At 60.6% G+C, this 13,860-nt stretch carries 10 protein-coding genes and 1 pseudogene; 6 read left to right on the forward strand and 5 right to left on the reverse strand.

Annotation, left to right across the window (positions count from 1 at the left end; all coding sequences use genetic code 11):
• Positions 1-82 precede the first annotated feature (82 nt).
• Both CHB97_RS19835 and CHB97_RS19840 read right to left on the reverse strand, forming a co-directional pair.
• Entirely contained in the window at positions 83-736 is a 654-nt protein-coding gene (locus tag CHB97_RS19835) for a DUF3313 domain-containing protein (protein ID WP_089289751.1), read from the reverse strand.
• 38 nt (positions 737-774) lie between these two features.
• Positions 775-1,455: an outer membrane protein gene (locus tag CHB97_RS19840; RefSeq protein WP_160106042.1), complete on the reverse strand. Its 681-nt coding sequence runs from the start codon at positions 1,453-1,455 to the stop codon at positions 775-777.
• Positions 1,456-1,626: 171 nt separating this feature from the next.
• On the opposite strand from CHB97_RS19840, the gene CHB97_RS19845 reads away from it, so the two are divergent.
• The gene (locus CHB97_RS19845) at positions 1,627-2,319 is read left to right on the forward strand and encodes a response regulator (RefSeq protein WP_089289753.1); all 693 of its coding nucleotides are present in this window, start codon (positions 1,627-1,629) and stop codon (positions 2,317-2,319) included.
• A complete protein-coding gene (locus CHB97_RS19850; protein ID WP_160106044.1) occupies positions 2,316-3,464 on the forward strand; it encodes a cell wall metabolism sensor histidine kinase WalK in 1,149 nt (382 codons plus the stop codon). Before CHB97_RS19845 ends, CHB97_RS19850 begins: the two co-directional genes overlap by 4 nt.
• 290 nt (positions 3,465-3,754) lie before the next feature.
• On the opposite strand, the pseudogene CHB97_RS19855 reads toward CHB97_RS19850, so the two are convergent.
• Positions 3,755-3,991, reverse strand: a pseudogene (locus CHB97_RS19855) (helix-turn-helix domain-containing protein); the annotation flags it as partial.
• A gap of 288 nt (positions 3,992-4,279) precedes the next feature.
• Here CHB97_RS19855 and CHB97_RS19860 point away from each other — a divergent pair.
• The 3 genes from CHB97_RS19860 to CHB97_RS26875 all read left to right on the forward strand — a co-directional run bounded on the left by CHB97_RS19860 (position 4,280) and on the right by CHB97_RS26875 (position 7,737).
• Complete coding sequence (locus CHB97_RS19860) at positions 4,280-5,371, forward strand: YCF48-related protein (protein WP_089289755.1); 1,092 nt, start codon at positions 4,280-4,282, stop codon at positions 5,369-5,371.
• Entirely contained in the window at positions 5,368-7,164 is a 1,797-nt protein-coding gene (locus CHB97_RS19865; protein ID WP_244559625.1) for an RND family transporter, read from the forward strand. The genes CHB97_RS19860 and CHB97_RS19865 overlap by 4 nt, the downstream gene beginning before the upstream one ends.
• A gap of 69 nt (positions 7,165-7,233) precedes the next feature.
• Positions 7,234-7,737 carry an MMPL family transporter gene (locus CHB97_RS26875; protein WP_244559626.1) on the forward strand — a complete coding sequence of 168 codons (504 nt, stop codon included), beginning with the start codon at positions 7,234-7,236 and terminating at the stop codon, positions 7,735-7,737.
• 179 nt (positions 7,738-7,916) lie between these two features.
• On the opposite strand, the gene CHB97_RS19870 is transcribed toward CHB97_RS26875, so the two are convergent.
• Both CHB97_RS19870 and CHB97_RS19875 read right to left on the reverse strand, forming a co-directional pair.
• A complete protein-coding gene (locus CHB97_RS19870; protein ID WP_160106046.1) occupies positions 7,917-8,828 on the reverse strand; it encodes a phosphodiester glycosidase family protein in 912 nt (303 codons plus the stop codon).
• A 241-nt stretch (positions 8,829-9,069) separates the two neighbouring features.
• Positions 9,070-11,583: a TonB-dependent receptor gene (locus CHB97_RS19875; RefSeq protein WP_160106048.1), complete on the reverse strand. Its 2,514-nt coding sequence runs from the start codon at positions 11,581-11,583 to the stop codon at positions 9,070-9,072.
• Positions 11,584-12,475: 892 nt separating this feature from the next.
• Here CHB97_RS19875 and CHB97_RS19880 point away from each other — a divergent pair.
• Entirely contained in the window at positions 12,476-13,780 is a 1,305-nt protein-coding gene (locus tag CHB97_RS19880) for an MFS transporter (RefSeq protein WP_089289758.1), read from the forward strand.
• The last annotated feature ends 80 nt before the right edge of the window (positions 13,781-13,860 follow it).

Here is a 13,860-nt window from a genome sequence, read left to right on the forward strand (position 1 = left end):
ACCAATTCTGCGTGGGGATCCTGCTGTCGCCGTCGATAGGCTGTCGGCCCCGCCCTGCATGGTCGCCTATGGTCTGTGCTGCTCAGCGAAGTTGTTCCACCAGCGCCTCCGCCCCCTTGTCGATCCCTGTTTCGGCTGCGTCTATTGACCCGAATGTGGCACCGATATTGAACGAGTTGGGGTATTGCTTGGCGATGAAAGCTTTCAGCAGGCGCAGGTCGGCCGCATCATAGATTTCGGCCGCATAGATCACAGAACCGGTCATCGTTCCTTCGCCCCCTCGGAAGGACTGAACGCCGTTATAAAGCCCACCCGCGATGTCAAAACGGGATAGCGGGCCCAATACCGGGGTCGTCGTGCTGGCGCCGGTGAGGGTCAACTTGATACGCAGGGTGTTCGGTCCGGGCTGATTGGTCAACCGGAAGTGCCTCGACAATTCATCGCCGAAACGCCGGTACATGTAATCGGCCAGGCTGATCCGCTCGGCCTGCGATAGGTCGCCAAACTGGCTATCCAGACCGTCGTAAAGCGAGACGGGCTCCAGGATAACGTTACGATAGAAACGCCAGTCAACGGCGGTCTCATAGATATAGGGAATGCGCCGGTCCCCGTCCGGACCCGACGGGCGCATATAGTCGGTGGAAGCCAGTCCCGAATAGGGCACGGGGTCGGGGCTGGCGCAGCCGGCCAGGGCAAGGCAGAACGCCAGCGCCGGGATGTTCCAGGACATCCGCATCTCATGTCTCCCAATGATATATACGGAGCGGTACCGCATCAGAAATGATAGCGAATGCCCACGGTGCCGGAGAGGTTGGACAGTTCCGGTTCGAAGTCCCCAGTGAACCCGGTACCCGCAGCGGCATATTTCAGGCCGCTGATTTGGCTGTAACGGGTGCCCACTTCCAACACCAGTTGTGGTGACAGGTGAAGGCCGACGCCGGCATCGACATGCCACATCAGTCCCCAGTCCTTGCCATCGACCTCGATATTGGTTCGGCTCAGGCTGTTACCTCCGGACAGGCGTGTTTCTACGCGCGCTGCCCCCCCGCCGGCACCGATATAGGGCACGATCATGTCGGTGACGGGGATATCCAGATATCCGGCAATGCTCATGCCCAGGGCACGGGTGCGCCCGTCACCGCGAAAGCCGCTTTTCCCGAAATCCGACGATTTCAGATCATTACTGAAATAGACGGCACTCTGTTCCAGCCGGATGCCACCGAAATCATACCCGCCGCCAATTTGGCCGGTGACGCCCACCTTGTACTTGCCATCCTTGGGAAAGGAGGATGAAATTTCATCCAGGTCCAGCTTCTGTTTCGGCGTGATGCTGCCGCCGCCCCGGGCGACGGCATAGAAGCCGGTGCTGCCGGGTCTTTCCTGGGCCTCGGCAGCACCGGCGACGATCATCAGGGACAGACCAGCCAGCAGCAGGGGGCGTGAAAAGTGTGACATGGAATAACCTCGCTTGAATGCGGCGGCCGGGAAGGCCGGCGTCTGCGAAGTGAATGCCTGTTCCGTGTGGATTCCGTTGCCAGGATCGATGGAGGAATTGTGGAGTTCGCCCTCCATAATCCATCCATAAGTATCTATTATGGATGATGCTCACATGGAGGAGGGCGCCGCATGGGCAGAATATTGATTGTTGAGGATGAAGAGGAAATCGCCGATCTACTGGCTGCTTACGTGGTGAAGGCCGGTTTCGACATAGGCCGGGCTACCAATGTGGCCGATGCTATTCGCGATCATGCGCGGCTGCGGCCTGATCTGGTGCTCCTGGATATCGGCTTGCCTGGTGGCGACGGGCTGGAAGTGCTGACCAGCATCCGCCGCCGCTTTGATACACCGATCATCATGGTCACGGCCCATGATGATGATGTGAGCAAGCTTGGCAGCCTGCGCATCGGCGCTGACGACTATGTCGTGAAGCCCTTTAATCCGTCAGAGGTGATCGAGCGTATCCGCGCCGTGCTGCGTCGGGTGCAGGGTATGGTGGGGCGTCGTACACTCAGCGTCGGCCGGCTGGTGATCGAGCTGGACGCTTGCATTGCCTTCTACCGCCCCGATGAGGATGATCAGGAGGTGCGTCTGCCCCTGACCCCGACCGAGTTCAAGATACTGGCCCATATGGCCCGTCAGCCCCGTCGGGCCTTTTCCCGGGCGGAGCTGCTGAAGGCGGTGGCACCGGAAAGCGGCGCTTATGACCGGGTGATCGACAGCCACCTTTCCAAACTGCGCCAGAAGCTGTCTGCCGTGGGCTGTGCCGATATGATCGAGCCGGTGCGAAGTATAGGATATCGTCTATGGTCCGCGGAATGAAACGGATTGTCAGCCGCTTGCTGATGCTAGCGGGCTTGACCACGCTGATCACCATGGCTGTGGGGTTGATTACCTATTATTTATCAACATACTATCAGTGGCATAACATCACGCACCACATGCCGGCCAAGGCGCAGGCTGAGCTACAGGAACTGATTGCCGCAGGCCAGCGGGGCAGCGATCGGTATTTCGAGCTGTATGAACGCTATGGCGGCGATCTGCCTGGCGTTACCGATCTGGGCATGATCGGGCTGATCGGGTTTATTTCCATCCTGGTCGGGGGCTGTGTGTCGGTGGTGCTGGCGCGGCGAATAAGCCGCCCCATCGCCGATGTTGCCCGCGCCGCGGCCCGTGTGTCTGCCGGTGACCGTTCGGCGCGGGTCGATCGGGGCGGCGTTTCGGGGGAGGTCGGGGAGTTGGTGGACAGTTTCAACCGCATGGCTGCCGAAATCCAGGCCTATGAACGCGAACGCACGGTGCTGACGGCTGGCATCGCGCATGAGCTGCGCACGCCGTTGACCATCCTGAAAGGGCGCTTGCATGGCTTGGCTGACGGGGTGATCGACCCGGCCACCGGCGAGGCGCATCGCCTGCTGCGACAGGTGGAGCAATTATCGCGTCTGGTTGAGGATCTGCGTACCCTGGCCCATGCCGATGCCGATGAACTGGGCCTGGATCAGCGCCGCTTGCGCATTGATCAGGTATTGCACACGGCCGTCGCAGATCTGGCTGCGTCGGCAGAACAGGCGGATGTCAGACTGCTGGAGGATTACCAGCCCTTGCTGGTCAAGGGCGATCCCGTCCGCCTGACGCAGGTCTTCACCAACCTGCTGACCAACGCCATCAAACATGCGCCGCGCGGCACATTGGTCACGGTGCAGCTTTGCCAGCGGGGAGGGTGGGGTGTGGTTGAGGTTCTGGATGAAGGCGTCGGCTTCGCTCCAGACGAGGAGGAGCGTCTGTTCATTCCCTTCTGGCGCGGTGCCGCTGACAAGCGCCTGGGCCGACCGGGCAGCGGTATTGGCCTGGCGCTGGCTGCCAAACTGGCCGAAGCCCATGGCGGACGCATCACTGCCCAAAACCGTACCGACCGCTCTGGCGCCTGTTTTGCCGTGTGGCTGCCTTTGTTGCAATTAACCGAATAGGCTGACGCGATCCTATCTCCATGCAGTCACGGAGCAGGGCAGGACTGGAGCGAGCTTTCCAGGTATCACGCCCTTCCTGAGTGTCCCACCTTCTCAATCGTCTGATCTGGGCGCTTCTATTTTTCCGTCTGCGATCCACCGAGAGGGATGCTTCCGTGGGACACGTGCTTCGCTGAATGATTAATTAGGTTCATTCATAAGCTGTAGGGTCTGGTGACATCATTTCAACGAAGCGACAGCAGTGTCGAGGCGGTAATCGGCAATCCTGATGCGCTCTCGGCTACTGTCGTATGCTGCGTCAACGGCTTCGCGGAGAGGGGTTTGACCCCGAGCCGACGTTCCCGGCGTAGTGACAGGATCAAGGCCGCCTGATCACCAAAAACCTTCTGGGCAGCAAGCCGGTGAGGGCGGCGACTGCGCTCTACCAAGCCGGCCTCGCCATCAGCCTGATAGCGGCGCCACCATTTGCGCAGCGTAGGCCGCGAGATGCCACAACGGCGGCGATCACAAAGTTGAAAGGATGTCATCGGATTTCACAGCTAAAGGATGGGGATTTCGCCCCTGACGCCATGGTCGGTAACCAGCTCCGCTGATATCATACCAATCTCCCTTGATCGTGACCGATCCAGGGAGATTTCAGGTTCCCTCAGTCGCCGGGCGCTGCCATCCAGCAGCTTGGCTTGCGCCGCATGCGCGGCGGGCCGGCGGTCGCCGGCCTCCAATCCGCCAAGGGTCAAACCCTCGGCGGATTGGTATCAGCCCCACGCTTTGCACGGCACGCCCTTGCCATGGGCGTGCCGGTTGGAGAGATTTCGATGGATGTTGCCGCACAAAAGTGGCGGGCGCTGGGCCTTTGCCTGCCGCTGATCCTGGGCATGGGGGCGATGGACGCCAGCGCGCGTGAGGCCCCGCCGCTGGAACAGCCTGCCCTGATCAGCCCCCAGGCCGCCCGTACCGTTCTGCTGGGGCTGGCACGGGCGGGGGAAAGGCTGGTGGCCGTGGGGGAGCGGGGGATCATCCTTTATTCCGATGATAACGGGGTCGGCTGGCAACAGGCCCGCGTGCCGGTCAGTGTGACCCTGATCAGCATCATTTTCACCCGTCCCAGCCAGGGTTGGGCCGCCGGTCATAATGGCGTGCTGCTGCGCAGCGACGATGCCGGCGCCACCTGGCAGCGGGTCTTGGACCGGCGCGATGTGGTGCTTCTGCATCAACGCGCGGCTGAACAGTTGGCCACGCAACGCGGGCAGGATGATGACCGTGCCCGGCTGGCCCGCCGGCAGGCCGAACAACTGGCGACAGATGAACGGGACAGCCCCTGGCTGGATCTGTCCATGGATGCCCAGGGCCGGCTTTGGCTGGCCGCTGCTTATGGTGTGCTGATGCGCAGCAATGATGGCCAGCAATGGGAAGCCTGGTCTTCCCATCTGGGCAATATCGACCGTCATCTTTATGCGGTGAAAGTTTGGGAAGGACAGGTGGTCATTGTCGGGGAACAGGGGCTGTTGCTGCGTTCCATTGATGATGGCGAAAATTTCCAGGTTCTGGACCTTCCCTATGAAGGCAGCATGTTCACCCTGCAACTGGGGGCGGATGGCATGGTGCTGGCCGGGTTGCGCGGCAATGGTTTCCGTTCCAGCGATGGGGGGAACAGCTTCACCCCCCTGGCTCTGCCGGCCCCGGTTTCCCTGACGGCCAGCCTGCGCCTGCCCGACCAGTCCATCCTGCTGGCAGATCAGGCAGGCGGGCTTTACCGGCTGGCGGGTGAGGCGCTGTCGCGGGTGGGAACGGCCCCGTTGGGCAATCCATCCGCCCTGGCCCTGGCGGCGGATGGCAGCCTTGTCGTCAGCGGCAGCCAGGGTGCCGCCCGTGTTGCCGGCTTGTCGATTGAAAGTGTGACGCCATGACCGTATCCCTTGCCACCCGGCATCCCGAAGATGGCGCGCTTCCCTTCGATCCCCGCTCTGGCAGCCGGATCGAACGGCTGCTGTTCAATTACCGTTCCCTGATCCTGTTGCTGTGCGCCATTGTCACCGCCCTGGCCGCCAGCCAGCTGCCCCGGCTGCACAGCAATGGCAGTTTCGAAAAGATGATCCCCAGCGATCATCCCTTCATCGTCAATTATCTGACGATGAAAAGCGATCTGCCCAACCCCAATGTGCTGCGCATCGCCGTCACCGCGCCCGGCGCGGATATTTATGACGCGGCTTTCCTGGAAAAGCTGCAACGCCTGACCAACGAGCTGGTAGCCTTTGCCGAGGTTGATCGGGTGGGCTTGAAAAGCCTGTGGACCCCCAATGCCCGCTGGCAGGGGGTGACGGAGGAAGGGTTTGATGCCGGCCCCCTGGTCCCCAATGAGTATCAGGGCCGACCGGAGGATCTGCAACAGCTGCGGGTCAATGTCCACCGGTCGGGGGAAATCGGCAAGATCGTCTCCTTTGATGAGAAATCGGCCCTGATCTCCGTGCCCCTGCTGCCCGACAATGCCGAACTGAAACGGCAGATTGATTATGGCGCGCTGAACACAAGGCTGGAGGAAATACGCGCCCGCTATGAGGCACAGGGCGTGCCCATGCAGATATCCGGCTTTGCCAAGGTGGTGGGCGATCTGATTGCCGGCTTGCAGAAAATCGCCTTGTTCTTCCTGCTGTCCATCGTGCTGGCGGCAGCGGTGCTTTATGCCCATACGCGCTGCCTGCGCAGCACCGGGCTGGTGGTTGTCTGTTCGCTGGTGGCGGTGGTCTGGCAGCTGGGTGCGCTGCCGGCCCTGGGCTTTGACCTGAACCCCTATTCCGTGCTGGTACCGTTCCTGGTCTTCGCCATCGGGATGAGCCACGGTGCCCAGAAGATGAACGGCATCATGCAGGATGTCGGGCGCGGGGCACCGAAGGAGGTGGCGGCACGCTATACGTTCCGCCGCCTGTTCCTGGCCGGGCTGACGGCCCTGCTCTGTGATGCGGTCGGCTTTGGCGTGCTGCTGATCATTGATATTCCCGTCATCCAGGAACTGGCGATGATCGCCAGCCTGGGCGTGGCCATCCTGATCTTCACCAACCTGATCCTGCTGCCGATCCTGTTGAGCTATATCGGCGTCAGCCCGCTGGCGGCGGAGCGCAGCCTGCGGGCGGAACGGGGGCAGAGCCATCCGGTATGGCACTGGCTGGGCCGGTTGACGGAAAGGCGGCGTGCCCTGGCGACGGTGGTGTTCTGCGGTCTGCTGGCCGTGGGGGCGTTCATGGTCAGCCTGCATCTGAAGATTGGCGACCTGGACCCCGGCGCACCGGAATTACGGGCGGATTCCAGGTACAACCTTGATGATGCCTATATCAAGCAGAAGTACGGGGCCAGCGCCGACGCCTTCATCGTCATGGTCCGCACCCCGGAAGGGGCCTGTTCCACCTATGACACGTTGATGCGGGTGGATGCGTTGGAATGGAAGCTGCGCAGCCTGCCGGTGGTGGAAAACACTGTTTCCCTGGCGGGCCAGCAGCGCCTGTTGATGAGCGGCTATAACGAAGGCAATCCGAAATGGTATGAGCTGCCGACGAACAGCGCCATGCTGAACACTATTACGTCCAATTCCCCGCGCGGCCTGTTCAATGACAGCTGCTCGGTGCTGCCACTGACCGCCTATCTGCAGGATCACCGTGCCGACACGCTGACCAGCGTGGTGACGGTGGCAGCGGAATTCGCCAAGTAGAATGACAGTGCCGATGCCCAATTCCTGCTGGCCGGTGGCAGTGCCGGGATCGAGGCGGCCACCAACATCGTGGTGCAGCAGGCCAACCGGGAAATGCTGCTCTGGGTCTATGGCGCGGTGCTGATCCTCTGCTTTGTCACCTTCCAATCCTGGCGGGCGGTGGTGTGTCCCATGTTGCCACTGGCCCTGATCTCGCTGTTGTGCGAGGCATTGATGGTGGTGCTGGGGGTGGGCGTGAAGGTCGCCACCCTGCCGGTGATCGCCCTGGGCGTCGGCATCGGCGTGGATTACGCGCTTTATGTCATGAGCATTTTGCTGGCCCATCTGCGCCGGGGAGAGGCATTGACGGATGCGTTCGAGGCGGCATTGCTGTTCACCGGTCGCATGGTGATGCTGACCGGTGTCACCCTGGCGGTTGGCGTGGCGGTCTGGGCCTGGTCGCCCATCAAGTTCCAGGCCGATATGGGGATTTTGCTGGCTTTCATGTTCATCGGCAACATGGTGGGGGCGCTGGTGCTGCTGCCGGCCCTGGCACATTTCCTGTTGCGGCCAGCGCATGCAAGAAGCGCCTGATGACAAAGATGGCGAAGATACCTGAAACCTGGAGAGTGGCTGGTCGCGGTGTGGGTGGTGGTTCCGCGAAGGCTCAAGGTCGCCTTTTTCCGTCTCGGGTTGAGGGGCGGTGCAATTCCGGGTAGTTCATTAACGCCGCGTCCCGGTTATCGGCTCCAATCACCGGGACGCGGTATAATTCAGGGTGTCGCGGGTACATTCAGATCGGGCAATGGGCCGGGTTTTCCCGGTACGAACAGCAGGATATGGTTGGCCACCGGTCGTTCCCGCCCCACGATGCCGGTATGGATGGGGCGGTTCAATAGCTTTGCACCCCCATGCCCATCAGCGGTTACCAGGGTTGAGGAGCCGCCGCCATCCAGATTGATGGCATCGTTGGCCCCCAGGGTGACGAACAAGGCTGTCAAATCTGCCAAGGGCATGCCGGCGCTATCGGGTTGACGGCCATCGACAATGACCACCCAGGCTCGCCGGCCATCCTTTGAAATACCAAAAGCGGTGCGCGGATGCCGCTGGGTGGCATAAGGCAGGGTGGAAGCAACGGCCTGTCCGGCCCGCAGCAACCGGGGGCCGGCGGCCACACCGTCGGTGTAGTGGGCCGGGCATTGCTGACCATCCACAATCACCACCCGCGCCTGTTTGAAACAGAGCATACTGTCCACCCTGTCATCAAGGTCGGTTTCCACTGGGGAGATAGCCACGCCCTGGGCGATGGCGGCACCGGAGACATTCACCGGGTCGCCAACATGGGGATAATAATCTTCCCCACCCTTGCTGCCACCTTTGAAGGGCAGGAAGTAACTGGCATTGAAGCCCAGCCTTGCGCCGCTTTCCGCCAGATAGGCGCTGGTCAGTCGAGCCACATGTTCCATGCCGCGTGTGTTGTCACCGGAAGTTACGGCGAAACGCAACCCCGGTTGTTGCAGATCAATGAAAACGATATGGACCCGTTCGGGGACAGCCCCGGTTTCGATCTTCTGTTCATAGCCGATCCCGGGGGCAAGCGGGATACCTGGCAGCGGAGAACAGGCGGCAAGCAGCAGGAATGTCAGGCCCGCCCCCAGATGGAAAGGGCGTTTGAGTATTTTCATGATGGTCATTTCCGGAATTCCCATAATTCCAATCTCCCTTGATCGTGACCGATCCAGGGAGATTTTGCGTTCCCTCAGTCGCCGGGCGGGCGCATCCGCGCCCTTGGCTTGCGCCGCTACCAAGCGGCGGGCCGGCGGTCGCCGGCCTCCAATCTGCCAAGGGTCAAACCCTTGGCGGATTGGTACAATTCCTCGATGGGATATGGCGGTCGCACACCAGGGGCACCCGACCGCCATTGCCTCACAGCCTGAAGGCCACGCCCAGCCAGAACTGGCGCCCGAAATAGTTCAGATCGCGTACCCCCAGCCCATCGTAATTTTCCCGATGTTCATTGGTGACGTTACGGGCCTCGCCGATCAGATCATACGGACCCAGTTGAAGGCGGGCCTGCAGGTCCAACTGCTTGAAGGACTTGTCATAACGGTTGCTTGTCGGGTCGCTGGCGCTGATTGCCGTATAGAGCTTTCCCGTGTAGGCGTAAGAGATACGGCCCTTGAACGGCCCCTGTTCATAGAACAGGGCCGCGTTAGCCTGCCAGGTCGGTTGTTGTGTCAGACGATCGAACGTGACCCCACCCGGCAGGTCTGCCTGGGCCTGCAGCCAGGTGGCATTGCCGGAGACACCGAAATTCGCCAGAAATCCCGGCAGGAAATCCAGGCGGTTGCGGATAAAGCCAAGCTCCACCCCATAGATGTGGGAGCCGGAAAGGTTCTGTGGCTGGGTAACGCTGTAGCGCGTCCCGTCGATCAACTGGGTGCCGATGGCGGCACTGAAAATGTCGTTGCTGATATCCTTGTAGAAGGTGGCCGCCGACAGGATGCCATGATCGTCCGGCAGGTAATATTCCAGTGACAGATCGTAATTATCCGCCTTGCGCGCCGTCAGTTCCGGGTTGCCGCGTGTCAGGGTGAGGTTCGCCTGATTCAGGGTTTCGTTGGTTCCCAGGTCACTGGGATTGGGCCGGCCAATGGCCTTGGCATAGGCAAGGCGCAGTTTCAGCGCCTCGGTGATATTGTAATTGGCACTGATCGACGGCAGGAAATCATCATAATCACCCTTGCGCCGGAGCGGCGTCAGGCTGCTGCCGGCCACCCGGTACCCATCAACCGAACTGTCAGTCTGTTCATACCGTCCGCCGAAGATCAGCGTATAATCATCCCCGGCGTACTGGCCCAGCAGATAGACCGCCTTGACCTTCTCGGTCACCTTGTAATCATTGCGCAGTGCGTTCAGCGCCGTGGCCGCCTCATCGCGGACCAGAAGGGACGGGTTGCTGGTCTTCAAACTATCGAACCGGCGATAATCGATGATCAGCATCGGATTGCTGGAGTAAATCGGCACATAGCTGCTCGGTAGCAGCACATCGGCCAGGGTCAAGCTGCGGCCCGGCGCTAATCGATAGATTTCCTGACGGGTATCGAAATTACGTTCATTTTCCCGATATTTCAGCCCCACCCCAAAGCCCCAACCCTGATCACCGCGTTCGGTATTGAAGCCGTAATCGATGGCCCCTTCGCGGATATCATCGTCGCTTTTGTCCCGGTATGGATTGTAGGACGCAAAAGCATAATTGGCAGGATTGTTGAAGCTGGACGGGTTGATCAGCGTAAAGGACGGAATCCCGTCCTTGATCGTATAGTCATAGGCATTGGCGGTGGAGGTGGGCAGGTTGAACTGTAGCTGGTTGGAGGCTTCCAGAAATGTGGCCTTCGAGTAGGAGCCGCGCAGCTTGATCGTCTGATCTTCATCAGCATTCCAATCGACATTGCCCTGGATCACCCTCAATGGTTTCTCGATGGGGAAATCATTGAAGCGAACAAAACCGCCGGCGCTGCTGACACGCGCCTTATTGCCGCCGGTCGCGGCGGCATCGACGGCGCCGCGTGTCAGCTGGTGCGACAGGCGGACCTCGTTATCATCCTGGGAGAAATAGGTGCCGCTGAGGCTGACCTTCAAATCCGCGTCGCGCTGCCATTCCAGTTTGGCCGTGCCGCCATAACGGTCAACTGTATTGGGGTAACCGCTCATCAGGATGGAACTGGCTACCGGCACGCCATTGGTGAGCGTATAATTGCCAGGATTGTTGCGTTCCTGGTCGCGCCGCTTGCGGCTGAAGGAGCCGGTCAGCAGCAGGCCGAACTGTTCCTCCGGCCCGAACAGGGTGGAAAAGGTGCCGTCGCCCCGGAAATTGATGCCATCATCGCTTTTCCGGTTGAAGTTTTTGCCCGGCACGTCCTTGCTGTCGCCCGTTCCCACAAAGGCCGAGCCGACAATATAGGTCCGTCTGGAATCAAAGGCGGAACGGGTCACCAGATTGACAGTCCCGCCAATGGCATTGCCTTCGATATCCGGTGTGCGGGATTTATAGACTTCCAGGCGCTTTACCGCCGTCGTCGGGATCGCCTCCATATTCAGCTGCCGGTTGCCCCGTTCCGCCGTGGCGATGGCGGAACCGTCAAGCGCGCCGAACGTGAAATTGGGGTTGAGACCCCGCACCCCGACATAACGCCCCTCATCCTCGTCAAAAACCGTCTGGACACCAGGAAGGCGGCGGAAACTGTCGGAAATATTATAATCCGGCTGCTGCCCGATATCGTCACCGGACATGAATTCGCCGATCTGGGCTGCATCGCGCTTGGCTTCCACCGCGCGGGCATTCTGCCGGGCATAGCCGGTGACGACGATTTCTTCCAACAGCTCCGTCTGTTGTGCCCCTGCCGCCGGCACCGTGGCGGACAGTGCAAGCATCGCCATTCCCGACAGCCAGTGCTGTCGGGCTGATATTGTCCTTTTTTGCATCCTGATCTCCCCCGAAAAGGCCCCGATCAACCCGGGAATTAATATCACTCTCTATAGGTGATTAATATTACATTTTATCGAGGGTTTGGAAAATTAACGCGATATTCCGTCCATACCCTTCAGGAAGGGCAGGATTATCAGGGGCTTTCGTCTTGTTTTTTGGGCTTCTTGGGAAAGGGGGTGGATAAAAAAACTCTATATGGGATTTAATGTCAGGGGTCAGTATCACTGATCCCTGGCAGGATCGGGTATCACAGTGGGGCAGGGGCGGTGCTGTCAGGGCAGGGGTGCGCTTGGCATCGAAGGCGCTGTGGGAGACGATGCTGATCTGACCGCTAACCCATGCGGGTCATATTGGGCCATCAGAGTCTTCACCGATTCGATGCGCGAGACCAGGGAGCTGGGGAACTGTTCCAACCGTGCACCGCGCGCCGCTCATTCGCTGCTGGCCAGGGGGCCCCGTCCAGGGTCATCAGGTTATGTATTTCGGTTCCGGTGCCCGGATGGTGACACGCTGATAGGTGTCGCGGTTTTGTCGGATCAAGCCCGCCTACGGTTGAAATACCGGCGATGCGGCGGGCCAAGCATGTTCTTGATGTGCAGGCCATGGTGCTGGGGGAGGCGTCCACCGCCGACTCTTTCCAGGCGTCTGGCGGAAAGGGCCGCCTTTGATCATGCGGCGTTGGATGCCGCAGCCCAGCGTGGGCGGGCCATGCCCTTGCCCCAGATCCTGCCGGCAGAAGTATTCTCCCGCGCTGCGGCGGTGGGGGCTGCAACCTTGCCGCTTGCCTCCACCTTCTTTTCCCTGCTTCCTGTCGCCGGGTGAGGCGATCGGGGGCCGACGGCCATGCGGGGATTATCGCTGTCGAAAGTACCGTTCCTGACCATCTATGGGTTTGCCCATTTCGGCAAAAGCCTGTTCTGGCATAGCAGCAACCTGGTTTTCGCCTTTTTCCTGACTGAACTGGTGGGTTTGTCACCGGCGGCGATGGGGCTGCTGCTGGCCCTGTCCTTGATCTTGAATGCCTTTGCGGATCTGGGGCTGGGCTGGGGCTTGCGTCACCGGGTGCAGACCCTTGCCAACGCCACCAGGCTGCAGCTGCTGGGCAGTCTGGTCTGCGGCATGACCTTGCCGATCTTCGCCCTTTCTCCCTCTCTGCCGCTGGAACTTCGTTTCCCCCATGCGCTGATAACGCTTTGCCTTTTCCGCATCGGTTATTCGGTGCTGGATGTGCCGCAGAACGCCATCATGGCGCTGGTGACATCCGATGATGACAGCCGCGCCAAGGTGGCGGGTATGCGCTATATCGGCTCGGGGCTGGCCGTTGTTCTGGTCGCCATTCTGGTCGGCCCCTGGGCCGCCGCGATCAGCCAGGGGCGGCGGCTTGATGACTTCCTGTGGTTTTCACTTGGCCTTGCCCTGATGGTGCTGGCCGTTTCGCTGCTGCTGCATCTGGCGGGACGGTCGCAAACCACAATCGGATCAGCAGGCGGGCGCCCACCGGGATTGACCGAACCTGTCCCGCCCCGGCTATGGGGCTATGTCTTGGGATCCATCCTGGTCGTCTCGGGCCTGCTGTCGGTTTTCAGCAAGCTGGAGGCTTACTTCATCGCCTATGTTGCCCCGGTTGTCGGGTTGGGGACGGCGGCCATGTATCTGATGCTGGCGGTGGGGGTGGGCCAGGCGGCATCACAATTCATCTGGTCCCGGCTGGTGGTCGCACTGGGCTTGCCGTCGGTCTATCGCCGGGCCGCTCTGGTGCTGATGGCGGCCAGCGTGCTGTTTCCCCTTGCCATTGCGGGCGGCAAGGCGGCTTTCCTGCTATGCGCCTTCGCCTTTGGGGCCGGCAGTGGAGGCGTGCTTATGGTTTTATGGGCTTTGCTGGCCAAGGTTGCCGCAAGTGATCCGCAGAGCAGCCTGCATTATTTCGGTCGCTTCACCTTCGCTTCCAAGATGGCGCAGGCCATTTCTGCCCTGGCGTTGGGTGCCATCCTGTCGCTGTTTGATTATCGCGCAGCGGAAAGCAGCGGCATCCTCACTGCCCTGATGGCTGGGGCACCCCTGATGGCCGGGGTAATCTGTCTGTTCCTGGCCATCACCCTCTCAGCCCGGACAGGCTTGTCCGCCAAACCGGTCTGGTCACCCGTGTGACGCCTGCTGCATGCTGCGACAACGCGGTTGACTGGGAAAATTATCACTCCATACAGGTGTTTAATTTTGGATTCTACCTA

This window comes from Azospirillum sp. RU38E (assembly GCF_900188385.1).
Classification (GTDB): Bacteria; Pseudomonadota; Alphaproteobacteria; order Azospirillales; family Azospirillaceae; genus Niveispirillum.

Excerpts from the sequence above, each read along its gene's own strand:
- CHB97_RS19835 (WP_089289751.1), bottom strand. The coding sequence starts at position 736 with ATGCGGATGTCCTGGAACATCCCGGCGCTGGCGTTCTGCCTTGCCCTG.
- CHB97_RS19840 (WP_160106042.1), bottom strand. The coding sequence starts at position 1,455 with ATGTCACACTTTTCACGCCCCCTGCTGCTGGCTGGTCTGTCCCTGATG.
- CHB97_RS19845 (WP_089289753.1), top strand. The coding sequence starts at position 1,627 with ATGGGCAGAATATTGATTGTTGAGGATGAAGAGGAAATCGCCGATCTA.
- CHB97_RS19850 (WP_160106044.1), top strand. The coding sequence starts at position 2,316 with ATGAAACGGATTGTCAGCCGCTTGCTGATGCTAGCGGGCTTGACCACG.
- CHB97_RS19860 (WP_089289755.1), top strand. The coding sequence starts at position 4,280 with ATGGATGTTGCCGCACAAAAGTGGCGGGCGCTGGGCCTTTGCCTGCCG.
- CHB97_RS19865 (WP_244559625.1), top strand. The coding sequence starts at position 5,368 with ATGACCGTATCCCTTGCCACCCGGCATCCCGAAGATGGCGCGCTTCCC.
- CHB97_RS19870 (WP_160106046.1), bottom strand. The coding sequence starts at position 8,828 with ATGAAAATACTCAAACGCCCTTTCCATCTGGGGGCGGGCCTGACATTC.
- CHB97_RS19875 (WP_160106048.1), bottom strand. The coding sequence starts at position 11,583 with ATGGCGATGCTTGCACTGTCCGCCACGGTGCCGGCGGCAGGGGCACAA.
- CHB97_RS19880 (WP_089289758.1), top strand. The coding sequence starts at position 12,476 with ATGCGGGGATTATCGCTGTCGAAAGTACCGTTCCTGACCATCTATGGG.